Source organism: Streptomyces sp. NPDC090025, from assembly GCF_044748125.1.
Lineage (GTDB): Bacteria > Actinomycetota > Actinomycetes > Streptomycetales > Streptomycetaceae > Streptomyces.
On the sequence record NZ_JBIVFL010000010.1, the window covers coordinates 110,486 to 126,164 of the forward strand.

At 73.3% G+C, this 15,679-nt stretch carries 16 protein-coding genes; 15 read left to right on the plus strand and 1 reads right to left on the minus strand.

Annotated features, from left to right (window positions below; translation table 11 throughout):
* The first annotated feature begins 56 nt into the window (after window positions 1-56).
* Complete coding sequence (locus tag ACIPXM_RS22740; RefSeq protein WP_401658146.1) at window positions 57-542, plus strand: prevent-host-death family protein; 486 nt, start codon at window positions 57-59, stop codon at window positions 540-542.
* Entirely contained in the window at window positions 539-889 is a 351-nt protein-coding gene (locus ACIPXM_RS22745) for a hypothetical protein (RefSeq protein WP_401658148.1), read from the plus strand. The genes ACIPXM_RS22740 and ACIPXM_RS22745 overlap by 4 nt, the downstream gene beginning before the upstream one ends.
* Before the next feature lie 66 nt (window positions 890-955).
* On the opposite strand, the gene ACIPXM_RS22750 is transcribed toward ACIPXM_RS22745, so the two are convergent.
* Window positions 956-2,137 carry a pyridoxal phosphate-dependent aminotransferase gene (locus ACIPXM_RS22750; protein WP_401658150.1) on the minus strand — a complete coding sequence of 394 codons (1,182 nt, stop codon included), beginning with the start codon at window positions 2,135-2,137 and terminating at the stop codon, window positions 956-958.
* Window positions 2,138-2,260: 123 nt separating this feature from the next.
* On the opposite strand from ACIPXM_RS22750, the gene ACIPXM_RS22755 reads away from it, so the two are divergent.
* The 13 genes from ACIPXM_RS22755 (at window position 2,261) to kynU (ending at window position 15,604) form a co-directional block, all read left to right on the plus strand.
* A complete protein-coding gene (locus ACIPXM_RS22755; RefSeq protein ID WP_401658152.1) occupies window positions 2,261-2,479 on the plus strand; it encodes a hypothetical protein in 219 nt (72 codons plus the stop codon).
* 305 nt (window positions 2,480-2,784) lie between these two features.
* Complete coding sequence (locus ACIPXM_RS22760) at window positions 2,785-3,303, plus strand: DUF2617 family protein (protein ID WP_401658154.1); 519 nt, start codon at window positions 2,785-2,787, stop codon at window positions 3,301-3,303.
* Between the two features lie 89 nt (window positions 3,304-3,392).
* Window positions 3,393-5,204: a polyamine aminopropyltransferase gene (locus ACIPXM_RS22765; protein ID WP_401658156.1), complete on the plus strand. Its 1,812-nt coding sequence runs from the start codon at window positions 3,393-3,395 to the stop codon at window positions 5,202-5,204.
* Window positions 5,205-5,299: 95 nt separating this feature from the next.
* On the plus strand, window positions 5,300-6,280 hold the full coding sequence (locus ACIPXM_RS22770) for an SRPBCC family protein (protein WP_401658158.1): 981 nt from the start codon (window positions 5,300-5,302) through the stop codon (window positions 6,278-6,280).
* A gap of 54 nt (window positions 6,281-6,334) precedes the next feature.
* The gene (locus ACIPXM_RS22775) at window positions 6,335-7,129 is read left to right on the plus strand and encodes an aldose 1-epimerase (protein WP_401658160.1); all 795 of its coding nucleotides are present in this window, start codon (window positions 6,335-6,337) and stop codon (window positions 7,127-7,129) included.
* A 10-nt stretch (window positions 7,130-7,139) separates the two neighbouring features.
* A complete protein-coding gene (pyrE, locus tag ACIPXM_RS22780) occupies window positions 7,140-7,688 on the plus strand; it encodes an orotate phosphoribosyltransferase (RefSeq protein WP_401658162.1) in 549 nt (182 codons plus the stop codon).
* Window positions 7,689-7,918: 230 nt separating this feature from the next.
* The gene (gene fbaA / locus ACIPXM_RS22785; RefSeq protein WP_401658164.1) at window positions 7,919-8,941 is read left to right on the plus strand and encodes a class II fructose-bisphosphate aldolase; all 1,023 of its coding nucleotides are present in this window, start codon (window positions 7,919-7,921) and stop codon (window positions 8,939-8,941) included.
* Window positions 8,942-9,053: 112 nt separating this feature from the next.
* The gene (locus tag ACIPXM_RS22790) at window positions 9,054-10,256 is read left to right on the plus strand and encodes a MalY/PatB family protein (RefSeq protein ID WP_401658166.1); all 1,203 of its coding nucleotides are present in this window, start codon (window positions 9,054-9,056) and stop codon (window positions 10,254-10,256) included.
* Between the two features lie 246 nt (window positions 10,257-10,502).
* Window positions 10,503-12,005, plus strand: coding sequence for an MFS transporter (locus ACIPXM_RS22795; RefSeq protein WP_401658497.1), 1,503 nt, complete (start codon window positions 10,503-10,505; stop codon window positions 12,003-12,005).
* A 15-nt stretch (window positions 12,006-12,020) separates the two neighbouring features.
* Window positions 12,021-12,434, plus strand: a complete 414-nt coding sequence (locus tag ACIPXM_RS22800; RefSeq protein ID WP_401658168.1) for a DUF3151 domain-containing protein — start codon at window positions 12,021-12,023, stop codon at window positions 12,432-12,434.
* Window positions 12,435-12,551: 117 nt separating this feature from the next.
* Complete coding sequence (locus ACIPXM_RS22805; RefSeq protein WP_401658170.1) at window positions 12,552-13,433, plus strand: DUF3152 domain-containing protein; 882 nt, start codon at window positions 12,552-12,554, stop codon at window positions 13,431-13,433.
* A 118-nt stretch (window positions 13,434-13,551) separates the two neighbouring features.
* On the plus strand, window positions 13,552-14,406 hold the full coding sequence (locus ACIPXM_RS22810; RefSeq protein WP_401658172.1) for a tryptophan 2,3-dioxygenase family protein: 855 nt from the start codon (window positions 13,552-13,554) through the stop codon (window positions 14,404-14,406).
* Window positions 14,399-15,604 carry a kynureninase gene (gene kynU, locus ACIPXM_RS22815; RefSeq protein ID WP_401658174.1) on the plus strand — a complete coding sequence of 402 codons (1,206 nt, stop codon included), beginning with the start codon at window positions 14,399-14,401 and terminating at the stop codon, window positions 15,602-15,604. Before ACIPXM_RS22810 ends, kynU begins: the two co-directional genes overlap by 8 nt.
* Window positions 15,605-15,679 lie beyond the last annotated feature (75 nt).

Genomic DNA, 15,679 nt, shown 5'->3' on the forward strand with positions numbered 1-15,679 from the left:
CACAGGGCGCTCGCACGACCCTGGCAATCAGAACACAATCTGAGTACAGTCTGAGTATGAGCCTTGCTTACCTGGGAGCCGAGCCCGAGTCGGTTTCGTTCACGGATCTGTCCAGAAACCCGAAGGCTGTAGCTGCTCGGGCTGCCGCCCTGGGTGCTCTGCGCGTCACTCATCGGGACGCACCCGACATGGTGCTGACGACCGCCGTGCACGCGGAGCGCACCGAGGAGAACCTCACGACGGCGTCACGGCTCTTCCTCGCGCTCATGAAGCACGATGACGGGGCCCGGTCGCTTCTGTTGGCGCTGCCCGACGTATTCCCATGGGTGCGGCACCTGGACGACGAAGAGATGCGCGCGTTCACCGTCGAGCTCCTGGAAGCGCTTTCAGATGCGGCGGAGCTGGGTGCCCGGGAGGCTGTGCACCGCGCGCTCGTCTCCTGGAGGGCGACGGCTCGTATCCATGCCGATCCGGAGCAGCTCAAGGAAGCTCTGCGTCCGCTCGACGGGGATGACCTGGGTCCGGTCGAGGTGGGCGGGTGAGCCCGAAGAAGGGCGATCGTGTCAGCGTTCCGCCGCTGAGCGGATGGAACGTGGTGTTCGGGACCACAGAGGCGGTGACCGGCTGGGAGGAGCTGTGCCGGGTGGCGCTTTCAAGCGCTCACCGTTGCCTGGAGGCGCTGCGTACCGACCCGGTGTCGCGTGAGCACTGGAACCGTCAGCACCAGCTTCGCGGGCGGCTCGCCATGAAGGAGTGGAAGGGTTCCGCGCTGGAACAATGGGAGTACGAGATCACGAGTGGTGGCAGGGTCCGCTACCTCGTCAGCCCGGAGACTTCGACCGTCATTCTGGTCTACGCATCCACTCGGCATCCCAAGGACACCGAGTAGTTCACCCTCGGAGGCAGGGCCCAGCCGAGGCAGGCCCTGCTCCCGAACTTCCACCTGGCGCGCCTGTCAGCGAGTCAGGCGCTTGAGGCGGTCCACCGCCTCCGCGAGGACGTCCGTCCGCTTGCAGAAGGCGAAGCGCACGAACGGGGCGCCCTCCTCGCGGTGGTCGTAGAAGACCGCGTTCGGGATGGCCACCACGCCCGCCCGCTCCGGCAGCGCCCGGCAGAAGGCGAAGCCGTCGTGCTCGCCGAGCGGGCGGATGTCGGTGGTGACGAAATAGGTGCCGGCCGGGCGGTGGACGCCGAAGCCGGCCGCCGTCAGACCCTCGGTCAGCAGGTCGCGCTTGGCCTGGAGTTCGGCCCGCAGGCCGTCGGTGAAGCTGTCCGGCAGGCGCAGCGCCTCGGCGACCGCGTACTGGAAGGGGCCCGAGGCGACATAGGTGAGGAACTGCTTCGCCGAGCGGACCGCGCTCGTCAGCTCGGGCGTGCTGGTGATCCAGCCGACCTTCCAGCCGGTGAAGGAGTACGTCTTGCCCGCCGAGCCGATCGTCACGGTCCGCTCGCGCATGCCGGGCAGGCTCGCGATCGGCACATGCTCGGCGCCGTCGAAGACCAGGTGCTCGTACACCTCGTCGGTGACCACCAGCAGGTCGCGCTCCTGGGCGAGTTCGGCGACGGCGGTCAGCTCGGCTCGGCTCAGCACCGTGCCGGTCGGGTTGTGCGGGGTGTTGAGCAGGATCAGCCGGGTGCGGTCGGTGACCGCCGCGCGCAGCTCGTCCAGGTCGAGGGCGAACGCGCCGTCGTGCGGCCGGAGGGTGACCGGGACCCGGGTGCCGCCCGCCATCGCGACACAGGCGGCGTACGAGTCGTAGTACGGCTCCAGGGCGATCACCTCGTCACCCGGTTCGACCAGTGCGAGCAGCGCCGCCGCGATCGCCTCGGTGGCGCCCGCGGTGACCAGGACCTCGCTGTCGGGGTCGTAGGACAGGCCGTAGCGGCGCAGCTGGTGCTCGGCGATCGCGGCCCGCAGCTCGGGCACGCCCGGGCCCGGCGGGTACTGGTTGCCGCGCCCGTCGCGCAGCGCCCGGACGGCGGCCTCGCGGATCTCCTCCGGGCCGTCGGTGTCGGGGAAGCCCTGGCCGAGGTTGATCGCACCGGTCCGGGCGGCGAGCGCGGACATCTCCGCGAAGATCGTCGTACCGAACTCCGCGAGGCGGCGGTTGAGCAGCGGTCGTGTCATGACCGCCATCCTGGGCCGAAGCTCTGGACTTGCTCAAGTGCGCTTCGGCCCGTTCCGGGGCGGGAATCCCCCTCGCAGAGCACGCGCCCGGAGCGCGCGCGGCTCCTCTCACTTCACTCACGGGGGAACGACATGTCCATCTTCCTGGTCCTCGGACTGATCATTCTGGTGATCATCGGATTCTCGGCCGCCTCGGGCGGCGGTTCGCGCAACCGGCGGCGCCGTCGCCGGGGCCGCTGGTCGAGCGGCGGCGACGGCGGGGGCGGCTGCTCCTCCTCCTCGTGCGGTTCGTCGTCCTGCGGCGCCTCCTCGTCCTGCGGTGGCGGGGGCTGCGGCGGGGGCGGCGACTGAGCGGACCCGGGGCGGGCGCGTCCTCGCGCAACGCTTGCGGAGGACGCGTCTGTTGGGCGTTTGTGGGAACCACGCGATCGATTCCGACTGAACAGTTGAACCGTGGGGCCCCCGAGGGGATGGAAACCACGTCAAGTTGGGTAAAAACGCTGTGGGCTGCCCACGGTTCATGATTCCCTCGCTGTCGAGAACATCCAGCCCTCGGACCGTGTGTGGAACCGAGCCGGCGATCCCCACTCCCGGTCGAATCCGTTCACCGGGACGCCCCCGGCCCACCCGTCAAACCGTGTTTGCGGAGCCGATCCATGCTCACCACCCTGAAGACCTCCTACACCGACACCCGCGCGGCCGACCTGGCCTGGGCACTGGGCCGTGACCCGTTGCCGGCGCTCGCCGTGCTCGACCTCGAACTCGCCGGAGCGAAGCTGCAGTTGCGGCTGCTCGGCGCCTCCCACCAGGTGCTCCTGGAGGAGGCCGACCGCAGCTGCTCGGAGACCGTCGCCTGCATGCCCGGCAGCAGCACCCCGCTGCCGCTGGGTGTGTCCAAGCGGGTCGGCGAGTGGGAGTACGAGTTCGCGGCCCGCGTCGAGACCCTGACCCAGGGCTCGTTCGCGGGCCGCGCCCAGGAACTCCTCGCCCTGGTCGCCGACCATCCGCACGGCCTGGCCGGGACCTTCCCCGGCTCACCCCACGCCTTCACGGCGATGCTCGCCCAGCGGCACGAGGGTCAGGTGCGCTGGCGCACCTGGCACGCGTACCCGCAGGAAGGGCAGTTGGTGGTGACCCGCACCAGGATCGGGGCGCGTATGCCCGCTTCGCTCTGACCCGGCGCGCACGCGACCATGCGCGTACGCCTCAGGTGCACTCGTGTGGGTGACAAACGGCGATACGTGCGTGACGTAGCGTTACGAACATGATCGACCCGCCCCTGACCCTGCCCCGACCGCCCAAGCGGGCGGCGCGGCTGCCCGAACGGCCTGGTGGGGTGCGGTATCCGGTCCTGGCGGTGGTGTTCGTCTGCGCCGCGTGCGGGCTCGTCTACGAGCTGGAACTGGTCGCGCTCGCCTCGTACTTGATCGGCGATTCGGTCACCCAGGCGTCCGTCGTGCTGTCCGTCATGGTCTTCGCGATGGGCGTCGGCTCGCTGCTCGCCAAGCGGCTGCGGCCGCGCGCCGCGGCCGGGTTCGGCCTGGTCGAGTGCGGGCTCGCGCTGGTCGGCGGCACCTCGGCGATGGTGCTGTACGCGTCCTTCGCCTGGTTCGGCGAGTCCCGCTGGGTGCTGGTGGCGTTCTCGCTGACCATCGGGGTGCTGATCGGCGCCGAGATCCCGCTGCTCATGTCGCTGATCCAGCGCGCGGACGGGAGCGGGAGTGCGGACGCCCCCGCGGGCGGGACGGCGGGCGCCGGGCGCGGGCGCGGCGGGCAGGACGCCGCCGGGACCGTCGCCGACCTGTTCGCCGCCGACTACGTCGGCGCGCTGGTCGGCGGGCTCGCCTTTCCGTTCCTGCTGCTGCCCTGGCTCGGCCAGCTCACCGGCGCCCTGGTCACCGGCGCCGTCAACGCCGTCGCGGGCGGCGGCCTGGTGCTCTGGCTGTTCCGGCGCGATCTGACCGCCCGCTCCCGGACGCTCCTCATCGGCGCCAACGTCTCGGTGCTCGCGGTCCTCGGCACCGCCACCGTCCTCGTCGACGACTTCGAACAGGCCGCCCGGCGCGCGGTGTACGGCGACAGCATCCGGGTCGCCGTGCACACCGACATCCAGGAGGTGGTGCTGACCGGCGAGCGCGGCGGCCCGCCCGACCTGTTCCTGGACGGCCGGCTGCGGGTCGGCGGCCACGACGAGTACCGCTACCACGAGGCCCTGGTGCACCCCGCGATGAACGGGCCGCACACCCGGGTGCTGATCCTCGGCGGCGGCGACGGCCTCGCCGCCCGCGAGGTGCTGCGCTACCCGGACGTCCGCGCGGTCACCGTCGTCGAGCTCGACCCCGGGGTGGTCCGGCTCGCCCGCACCGACCCCGACCTCGCCGCGCTCAACCGGCACGCCCTCCGGGACCCCCGGGTGACCGTGGCGTACGGCGACGCCTTCTCCTGGCTGCGCGGTTCGCGGCCCGTGCAGGAACGGTACGACGTGGTGATCTCCGATCTGCCCGACCCCGGGATCACCCCCAGCGCCAAGCTCTACTCGGAGGAGTTCTACGGGCTCGCGCGGGGCGCCCTCACGGACGGCGGGCGGCTCGTGGTGCACGCCGGTTCCGCCGCCGCCCGGCCCCGCGCCTACTGGACGGTCGACGCCACCCTGCGCGCGGCCGGGCTCGCCACCCGGCCGTACGCCGCCGGGGGCCGCACCTCCGGGCTGACCGCGGGACCCGACCGGGCGGGGCGCGGGCCCGGCGACGGGCCGCCGGGCGAGGGGGAGTGGGGGTTCCTGCTCGCGGCGGTGCCGGGCGGGGGCGGCGGAGATGCGGATTCCGGCTCGGGATCGGGTGCGGGCTCGGGTGCGGGCTCCGGTACGGGTGCGGGCTCCGGTACGGGTGCGGGTTCGGCGGCCGGGTTCGGCGTGGACCGGGGGGCGCCGGTGCTGGGGCTCGACCCGGCCGCGCCGCCGCTGCGCTCGCTGTCCCCGCGGGTGCTCACGCTGGCCGCGGCCCGGATCGAGGAGACCAGGACCGGAGCGGCGGCGGCCGATCTCCCGCCGTCGACCCTGGTCCACCCCCGCTACTGACCGGCGCCACCGACCGGGCACCGACCGCGCCACCGCCCGCGCGGCTCCGCCGGGACGGGCGACGGGCGGGCCGGGCCTGAGTAGGCTCGGCTTCCATGGAGCATGAGGTGTTCGTCCCGGTCCCGGCCGAGGTCCTGCGCGCCACTCTGACGGACCCCGCGCGGGTGGCCCGCTGTGTCCCCGGCTTCCAGCAGGACGCCGACGGGGCCGGGCCGCTGGCGGGCCGTCTGAAGGTCCGCGTCGGCGGCAACACCATCACCTACCGGGGCGTGCTGCGGATCACCGGGCACGGCGCCCGCTTCGCGGTCGTGGGCGAGGGGATGGAGGTGCGGGGCAAGGGCACCGCCGCGCTCGACCTGACGCTCGCCCTCACCCCGGTGGCCGAGGGCACCTCGATCGGCTTCGGCGGCGCGGTCACGGCGTCCGGGCGGCTCGCCGAGACGGACCCGGAGGCGCGCGCGGCGGCGGGCGCACGGCTGCTCGACCGGTTCGCGGAGGCGCTGGTGGCGGTCGCCGACGTCGAGGCGGAGGTCGCGGCGGAGGCCGACGCGGCGGCGGACGCCGAGGGCGAGGCCGGTGACGTCGACGCCGATGCCGACGCCGATGTCGACGACGACGGGGTGGACGACGGTGTCGAGGAGCCGGGCGGGGCCGGTGCGGCGGGAGGCGGTGGGCGGGGCTCGGTCTTCGACGCGCCGGTGCCGCCGCCGTCCCTGGACCGGGACGCCGACGCGGAGTTCGACGACGAGGACGGGGCCGACGCCGATGCCGACGACGGGTCCGACGCCGACGCCGACGACGAGGCCGATGACGAGGAGGCCGGGCCGCGCGCGGACGCCGTCGGGCGCGGCTTCGGCAGCGGCGGACAGCCCGCCGAGGCCGCCCACGCCCGCCGGACCATGATCGGCCGCAGCGCGGAGGAGGTCGACCACGCCCCGCCGCGCGGCCGGTACGCCCCCGTCCCCGCCGTCGAGGCGTCGAGCGCCGCCACCACGCTCCGCTGGATCGCCCCGGCCGCCGCGCTGGCGCTCGCCTCCGCCGTGGTCGTCGGCCGCGCCTGGCGGCGGCGCCGCTGACGCCGCCGCTGAGGCGCCGCAGGACACGGACCGGTCAGGCCATAAGGTCGGAGGGTGACCACTCTGACGCGACTGACGGCCGGTGACGCCGAGTTGACCCTCGATCCGGAGCACGGCTGCCGGATCGACAGCCTCCGCATCGGGGGCACCGAACTGCTGCTCCAGGGGCCCCGGTTCGGCTGCTTCGTGATGGCGCCGTGGGCGGGCCGGACCGGCAACGCGCGGTTCCGCGACGGCGCCGTCGAGCACGTGCTCCCGGTCAGCGAGCACGCCGCCCCGCACGCCCTGCACGGCACCGTGCGCGATGTCGCCTGGAAGACCGTCCAGGCCACCGGGTCCACCGCCGCGTTCACCGCCGAACTGACCGACCCCTGGCCGTACCGGGGCACCGTCACCCAGGTCGTCGAGCTCACCGAGGACGCGCTCACCCTGCGGCTCGGCGTCGAGACGGCGGGGGTGTCGTTCCCGGCGCAGGCGGGCTGGCACCCCTGGTTCCGCCGCAGCGTCGACGGCGGCCCCGAGGTCGAGCTGGACTTCCACCCGGCCTGGCAGGAGGAGCGCGGCGCCGACCATCTGCCCACCGGGCGCCGGATCGAGCCGCTGCCGCGCCCCTGGGACGACGCCTTCGGCATGCCGGACGGCGTCGACGTCACCCTCACCTGGCCGGGCAGCGTCGAGCTGAAGCTCACCAGCCGTGCCGAATGGGTCGTCGTGTACGACGAGCCGGCCGACGCGGTCTGTGTGGAACCGCAGTCCGGGCCCCCGAACGGCCTGAACACGCTGCCGCGCCTGGTCACCCCGATCGACCCGCTGGAGGTCGAGACCACCTGGCGCTGGCGCCGCCTCTAAGCTTCTGGGCATGACTGACGTACGCGCTGACCTGCTCCAGCAGATCAAGGACAAGGCCGTGGTGCACGGCAAGGTGACCCTCTCCTCGGGTCTGGAGGCCGACTACTACGTCGACCTGCGCCGGATCACGCTGGACGGCGCCGCCTCGCCGCTGGTCGGCCAGGTCATGCTCGAACTGACGAAGGACCTCGACTTCGACGCGGTCGGCGGCCTCACCCTCGGCGCCGACCCGGTCGCGACCGCGATGCTGCACGCCTCCGCCGCGCGCGGCGAGCGCCTGGACGCCTTCGTGGTCCGCAAGGCCGCCAAGGCGCACGGCATGCAGCGCCAGGTCGAGGGCCCGGACATCAAGGGCCGCCGGGTCCTGATCGTCGAGGACACCTCCACCACCGGCGGCTCGCCGCTGACCGCCGTCGAGGCGGCCCGCGCGGCGGGCGCCGAGGTCGTCGCCGTGGCGACGATCGTCGACCGCGCGACCGGCGCGGGCGAGAAGATCAGCACGACGGCCGGGGTTCCGTACCGCTACGCCTTCGCGCTCGACGAGCTCGGTCTGGCCTAATCGGACCCTGCTCCTCAAAGTCGTGACTTAGGTCCCGGGAGCGGGTGCGGATCGCTTCTGACCTGCGACTTTGATGAAAGTCGGGGTGTTTCACGTGAAACACCCCGGCCCAGGTCGTGGAACGGCCATGGGACCTCGCACAGGAGTCTGGAAAGATGGGGGCGACGATGACGTCGCCCCCAGGTCAGGGCTCAGCACGTACATACCCGCACATCACAAGGAGCGGACGAATGCCCATCGCAACCCCCGAGGTCTACAACGAGATGCTCGACCGGGCGAAGGCAGGCAAGTTCGCCTACCCGGCCATCAACGTCACCTCGTCGCAGACGCTCCACGCCGCCCTGCGCGGCTTCGCGGAGGCCGAGAGCGACGGCATCATCCAGATCTCGACCGGTGGCGCCGAGTTCCTGGGCGGCCAGTACAACAAGGACATGGTCACGGGCGCCGTCGCCCTGGCCGAGTTCGCGCACATCGTCGCCGCGAAGTACGACATCACGGTCGCGCTGCACACCGACCACTGCCCCAAGGACAAGCTGGACACCTACGTCCGGCCGCTGATCGAGGTCTCCGCCGAGCGCGTCGCGCGCGGTGAGAACCCGCTCTTCCAGTCGCACATGTGGGACGGCTCCGCCGAGACCCTGACCGACAACCTGGCCATCGGCCAGGAGCTGCTGGCCAAGGCCGCCGCCGCCCGGATCATCCTCGAGGTCGAGATCACCCCGACCGGTGGCGAGGAGGACGGCGTCACCCACGAGATCAACGACGAGCTGTACACCACCGTCGACGACGCGATCCGCACCGCCGAGGCCCTGGGCCTGGGCGAGAAGGGCCGCTACCTGCTCGCCGCCTCCTTCGGCAACGTGCACGGCGTCTACAAGCCGGGCAACGTCGTGCTCCGCCCCGAGCTGCTCAAGGACCTCCAGGCGGGCGTCGCCGAGAAGTACGGCAAGGCGTCCCCGTTCGACTTCGTCTTCCACGGCGGCTCCGGCTCCACCGCCGAGGAGATCGCCACCGCGCTCGAGAACGGCGTCGTGAAGATGAACCTCGACACCGACACCCAGTACGCCTTCACCCGCCCGGTCGTGGACCACATGTTCCGCAACTACGACGGTGTCCTGAAGGTCGACGGCGAGGTCGGCAAGAAGTCCACCTACGACCCGCGCACCTGGGGCAAGCTCGCCGAGGCGGGCATGGCCGCGCGCGTGACCGAGGCGTGTGTCGCGCTGCGCTCCGCCGGTCAGAAGATGAAGTAAGCAGTTGCCCGCGGGCAGCTGAAGCAGGTCTTGTCGTTCGACGGGTCCGGTACCACCCTCGTGGTGCCGGGCCCGTCGTCGTGTCCGTCCGTCTCCGAGGGGGGAATTCCAGGTGTCCGACGCATTCCAGGTGTCCGAGGTGTCCGAGGTGTCCGAGGTCTTCGACTTCGACCGTGCGACCGACCGGCGGGGCACGGCCTCGGTGACCTGGGACGGGCTCCCGGACCGCTTCGGCGTGCCGGACCTGGTCCCGTTCACCGTCTCCGACATGGACTTCCCGTCCCCGCCCGCGGTCCTCGACGCGCTGCGCGCCCGGGTGGACCACGGCGTCTTCGGCTACACCGACTGGCGGCTCGGCGAGTTCCGGGAGTCCGTACGGGACTGGTACGCCGACCGGCACGGGGTCGCCGTCGACCCGGAGTCCATGGTGTTCGCGCCCTCGGTGCTCTCCCAGCTCTCCCAGCTGCTGCGGATGTGGACCGCGCCGGGCCAGGGCGTGGTCGTGCACAGTCCCACGTACGACGGCTTCCGCAAGGTCGTCACCGGTCTCGGCCGGGAGCTGCGCGAGGTGCCGCTCGACGACCCCGAGGCGCTGGAACGCGAGCTGGCCAGGCCCGACAGCCGGATGCTGCTGCTCTGCTCGCCGCACAACCCGACCGGGCGGGTGTGGCGGGAGGCGGAGCTGAAGGAGTTCGCGCGGCTCGCCGAGCGGCACGGCACGGCCGTCGTCAGCGACGAGATACACGCCGACCTGACCGGCGCCGGGCACCGGCACACCCCGTGGACGGCGATCGCCGAGCCGGGCCGGGGCAGCCGCTGGGCGCTGCTGACCTCCGGCTCGAAGACCTTCAACTTCCCCGCGCTCTCCGGCTCGTACGGCTTCCTCGGCGACCCGGACGAGCGGGTCGAGTTCATCCGGCGGATGGAGACCGGCGAGGGCCTCGGCTCGCCGTCCGCGCTCTCCCTCGCCGCCCATGTCGGCGCCTACCGGCACGGCGCCCGCTGGCTGGACGCGCTGCGCGGCTATGTCGCCGGAACCCTGGAACTGGCCAGGGAGCAGCTCGCCGCCGGACTCCCCGAGGTCCGCTGGACCCCGCCGCAGGCCGGCTATCTGGCCTGGATCGACCTGCGTCCGCTCGGCATCGAGGAGGCCGCGCTCCAGGAGGAGCTGGTGAGCCGGGAACGGGTCGCCATCGCGCCGGGCGGCACCTACGGCGCGCCCGGCTTCGTCCGGCTCAACCTCGGCTGTCCGCGCGCCAAGGCGGAGCGTGGAGTGGCCGCGCTGGTGGCGGCGGCGCGGCGACTGGCCGCCTGACCGCTGGCCGCCTGACGGCCTCCCGTCCGGCCGCTCACCGGCCGCTCACCGGCCGGTCGCGGGGCTGCGCCCGGCGCCGGATCGCGGGACCATGCAGGCATGACCGACACGGCAGGCCCGGGCGGGGACAGGGACCCGGGCAGCGACGCGGGTACGCCCCCGGCTCCCGCACCGGCCCCCGCTCCCGCACCGGCTCCGGCCGCCGCGCCGACCGCCGCCCCGGCCGCCGCGCCGACCGGCGGCGGCATGGGGATCCGGCTGGCCTCGGGCACCGGGCGGTGGATCGTCCTCACCACCGTGCTCGGCTCCGGGATGGCGCTGCTCGACTCCACCGTCGTCAATGTCGCCCTGCCGCACATCGGCGAGGACCTGGGCACCGACCTCGCGGCGCTGCAGTGGACCGTCAACGCCTACATGCTCACCCTGGCGGGCCTGATCCTGCTCGGCGGCGCCCTCGGCGACCGCTACGGGCGGCGCCGGGTGTTCGTGATCGGCGTGGTGTGGTTCGCGGCGGCCTCGCTGCTGTGCGGGCTCGCCCCGAACGCCCCGGTCCTGATCGCCGCCCGCGCCCTCCAGGGCGTCGGCGGCGCACTCCTGACGCCGGGCTCGCTGGCGCTGATCCAGGCCAGCTTCCACCCGGACGACCGGGCCAAGGCGGTCGGTCTGTGGTCGGGCTTCGGCGGTGTCGGGGCGGCGATCGGGCCGTTCGTCGGCGGCTGGCTGGTGGACGGGCCCGGCTGGCGGTGGGTGTTCTTCCTGAACGTGCCGCTGGCGCTCGTCTGCGTACCGGTGGCGCTGCGGCACGTGCCGGAGTCCCGGGACGAGGTCCGGCACGGCCGGTTCGACGTGCTCGGGGCCGTCCTCGGCGCGGCGGCGCTGGCCCTGGTGACGTACGCGCTGATCGGCAAGACCTGGTGGGCGGGGGTGGCCGGGGTCGCGGTCGGGGTCTGGTTCGTGGTGGTGGAGCGGCGGCGCGGCGAGGACGCGATGATGCCGTCGTCGATCTTCCGGTCCCGGATGTTCACCGCCGTCAACCTGGTGACGCTGTGCGTGTACGCGGCTTTCGGCGGTTTCTTCTTCCTGGCCGCGCTCCAGCTCCAGGTGGTCTCCGGCTATTCGGCGCTGGCCGCGGGTACCGCGCTGCTGCCGACGACCGTGCTGATGCTGCTGTTCTCGGCGAAGTCGGGCGAACTGGGCGAGAAGACCGGGCCCCGGCTGCCGCTGACCGTGGGGCCGCTGCTGTGCGCGGCGGGGATGCTGCTGATGCTCCGGGTCGGCGAGCACGCCTCGTACGTCAAGGACGTGCTGCCCGCGCTGCTCGTGCTCGGCCTGGGCATGACGACGCTGGTGGCGCCGCTGACGGCGACGGTGCTCGCCTCGGTGGACGTGTCCCGGTCGGGGCTCGCCAGCGGCATCAACAACGCGGCGGCCCGGGCGGCGGGCCTGATCGCGGTGGCGGCGCTGCCGCTGCTCGCCGGGATGGGCCCGGAGACGTACCGCTCGGCGGACGAGTTCGGGAGCACCTTCCAGCGGGCGATGCCGATCTGTGCCGGGGTCCTGGTGGCGGGCGCGGTGCTCGCGTTCGCGACGCTGCGCACGCCGGACGCGGTGACGGCGGCGGCCGCCGCGCATCCCGAGTGCAAGGTGCACTGCGGGGTGACCGCGCCGCCGCTCGACCCGGGCGACGTGGCGGCGCCCCGGCCGGGCGAGCCCGCCGGGGACGGGCCCGGCGCGCCCGCGACCGGCTGAGGCAGACTGGGGCCCATGGCCATCCACGAGAACCTGCTGGGGGGACCGTCCCCCACCCACCTGCCCGACGACCCGGAGCCGCGTGAGCTCCTGGCGGCGGGCACCGCGCCGGCCGACGTCGCGGCGAAGTACCCCACCTCCTCGCTCGCCTGGGCGCAGCTCGCCGACGACGCGTACGAGGGCGGCCGGGTGATCGAGTCCTACGCGTACGCCCGTACGGGTTACCACCGCGGCCTCGACGCGCTGCGCCGCAGCGGCTGGAAGGGCCATGGCCCGGTGCCGTGGGAGCACGAGCCGAACCGGGGCTTCCTGCGCGCCCTGCACGCGCTGGCCCGCGCGGCCGGTGACATCGGCGAGAAGGAGGAGTACGAGCGCTGCACGACGTTCCTGCGCGACTCCTCGCAGACCGCCGCCGACACCCTGGGCTGATCCTCCGCCCGCCCGGAACCCTTCTGGAACCGCCCGCACCCGCCCCGGGTGCGGGCGGTTCTGTTCGCGAAGGGTCTGTACGATCCTGCGGACCGGGCACAGGGGGAGAGGTCGGTCGTGGCGAGGAGCGGGACTGCGGGGCGCCGTCGGCGCGGGGGAGCGGCCCGGCGGCGGCGCTCGCTGCTGATGGTCGTGCTCGGGCTGATCGTGGTGGCCCTGGGCGGCGGGGCCGCGCTGGCACAGTTCGACGGGCTCGATGGGCTCGACGGGCCCGACGCGCTGGGGGCCGCGGCGGACACCCCGACCCCGACCCCGCCGGCGGCCTCCGGGTCGGTCCGGACGCCGAAACCCACGCCGACACCCCCGCCCACCACGAAGCCGAAGCCGAAGCCCAAGCCGACGCCGGGCGCCGCGCACCGGCCGGTACGGGTCCTCCAGCGCGGCGCGGGCACCTTCACCACCGCCGAGGCCACCGGCGCGCCGGTCGGCAGCGGTGGCGCGCTGCGCCGCTACCAGGTCCAGGTGGAGAACGGCGTGGACATCTCGGCCCGGGACGCGGCCGTGGAGATCCAGGCGATCCTGGCGCATCCGCGCGGCTGGGCCGCGCACGGCAGGGGCCGTTTCCAGCTCGTCACCGACGACGCCGACTTCGTCATCAGGATCGCCACCCCGGACACCGCCGACAAGCTGTGCGCCGTCAGTGGTCTGCGCACCCGCGGTGAGCTGAACTGCGAGACCTCGGCGGGTGTCGTGGTCAACCTCAAGCGCTGGACGCTCGGCTCGCCGACCTTCGCGGGCCCGCCCACCGAGTACCGGCACCTGATCATCAACCATGAGGTCGGCCATGAGATCGGGCTCCGCCGGCACCTGGGCTGTGCGGGTCCCGGGAAGGCCGCGCCGGTCATGATGCAGCAGATCAAGGGCTTGAACGGCTGCCGTTCGAACGCGTATCCGTATGACGAAGACGGGGGCTACATCACCGGTCCGATCGTGTCATGATGCGCTTGGGAGCCCGCGCGACGCAGCGTGCCTCCCGAGGGGACCGGAGCTCCCGTGCCGGATGTGCCGGACGAGAGGAGCGGACCGCTACCCGGTAGTTCGTATCGAGGAGACAGAAATGTCAGCCTTTCCCGATGCCTCCGGAGCCGGTGCGGTCGCCGACAGCGCGCCGAACCTCGACTTCGCGGGCACCACTCCGTACGAGGACTACGTCCAGGCGGACGTGCTCACCCACCTCCAGCACCTGCGCTCGGACGACCCGGGCGAGATGGTCTTCCTGGTCACCACCCAGGTCATGGAGCTGTGGTTCACCGTCATCGTGCACGAGTGGGAGACCGCGAGCCGCGCCCTGCGCGGCGACGACGTGCCCACCGCCATGGACGCCCTGAAGCGGTCCGTGCGCGAGCTGGAGGCCCTGAACCACTCCTGGCGCCCGCTGGCCCAGCTGACCCCCGCCCAGTTCAACTCCTACCGGGCCGCGCTCGGCGAGGGCTCCGGCTTCCAGTCGGCGATGTACCGGCGGATGGAGTTCCTGCTCGGCGAGAAGTCCGCGTCGATGCTGGTGCCGCACCGCGGCGCGCCCCGGGTGCACGCCGAGCTGGAGAAGGCGCTCCAGGAGCCCGGCCTGTACGACGAGACGCTGCGGCTGCTCGCGCGGCGCGGGCTGCCCGTACCGGCCGAGGTGCTGGACCGTGATCCGGCGCGGCGGTACGAGCCGTCCGCCGAGGTCGAGCGGGTCTGGGCCGGGATCTACGCGGACCCCGACCAGAACGCCGAACTCGTCCGGCTCGGCGAGGCGTTGAGCGATGTCGCCGAGCTGATCTGGCGCTGGCGCAACGACCATCTGGTGGCCACCCGGCGGGCCATGGGCGCCAAGACCGGCACCGGCGGTTCGGCGGGCGTCGCCTGGCTGGAGAAGCGCGCGCAGAAGAACGTCTTCCCCGAGCTGTGGACGGCGCGCAGCCATGTCTGACGACCTGCGGGAGCGGGCCTCCCGACTCGACACCACCGACGAACTCGCCAAGCACCGTGAGCGGTTCGCCCTCGACGACACCGTCTACCTGGACGGCAACTCGCTCGGCGCGCTGCCCGCGCACGTGCCGGACCGGGTCGCCGACGTCGTCCGCCGCCAGTGGGGCGAGCTGCGCATCCGGTCCTGGGACGAGTCCGGCTGGTGGACCGCGCCGGAGCGGATCGGCGACCGGATCGCGCCGCTCGTCGGCGCCGCCGAGGGCACGATCGTGGTCGGCGACTCGACCAGCGTGAACGTCTTCAAGGCGGTCGTGGCGGGCGCCCGGCTCGCCGGGCCCGGGCGCGGCGAGATCATCGTCGACGCGACGACCTTTCCCACGGACGGGTACATCGCGGAGTCCGCGGCGCGCCTCACCGGTCACCGGATCGTGCCGCTCGACCCGGTCGACATACCCGGCGCGGTGACCGGACGCACCGCGCTCGCCCTGGTCAACCACGTCGACTTCCGCACCGGGCGGCTCCAGGACCTGCCCGGGATCACCGCCGCGCTGCACGCGGCGGGCGCCCTCGCGGTCTGGGACCTGTGCCACAGCGCGGGCGCGCTGCCGGTCGGGCTCGCCGCGCACGGCGTGGACCTGGCGGTCGGCTGCACCTACAAGTACCTGAACGGCGGCCCCGGTTCGCCCGCGTACCTGTTTGTCGCCGAGCGCCACCAGGAGCGGTTCGACTCGCCGCTGCCCGGCTGGAACTCGCACGAGGACCCGTTCGGGATGACCCCGGGCTACCGGGCCGCCGACGGGGCCGTGCGCGGCCGGGTCGGCACCCCGGACATCCTGTCCATGCTGGCCCTCGAAGCCGCCCTGGACGTGTGGGACGGGGTGCGGATCGAGGACGTCCGGGCCAAGTCGCTGGCCCTGTCCGACTTCTTCCTGGAGTGCGTACGGGCCTACGCCCCCGAGGGCCGGGTCGTCTCGATCACGCCCGACGCGCACGCGGAGCGCGGCAGCCAGGTGGCGCTGAGCTGCGCCGAGGCCCCGGCGGTCATGGCGGAGCTGATCCGGCGCGGGGTGGTCGGCGATCTGCGCCGCCCCGATGTGCTGCGGTTCGGCTTCACCCCGCTGTACGTCGGCTTCGCGGACGCCGAGCGGGCGGCCCGGGTGCTCGGCGAGGTGCTGCGGGAGATCCCGCCGGGGGCCTGAGGGGCAGCCCTGGCCGGCGGTCGGATGATCGCCTGATCGACTGATCCGCGGGTGGCGGACGCCTGGTACCGTCCC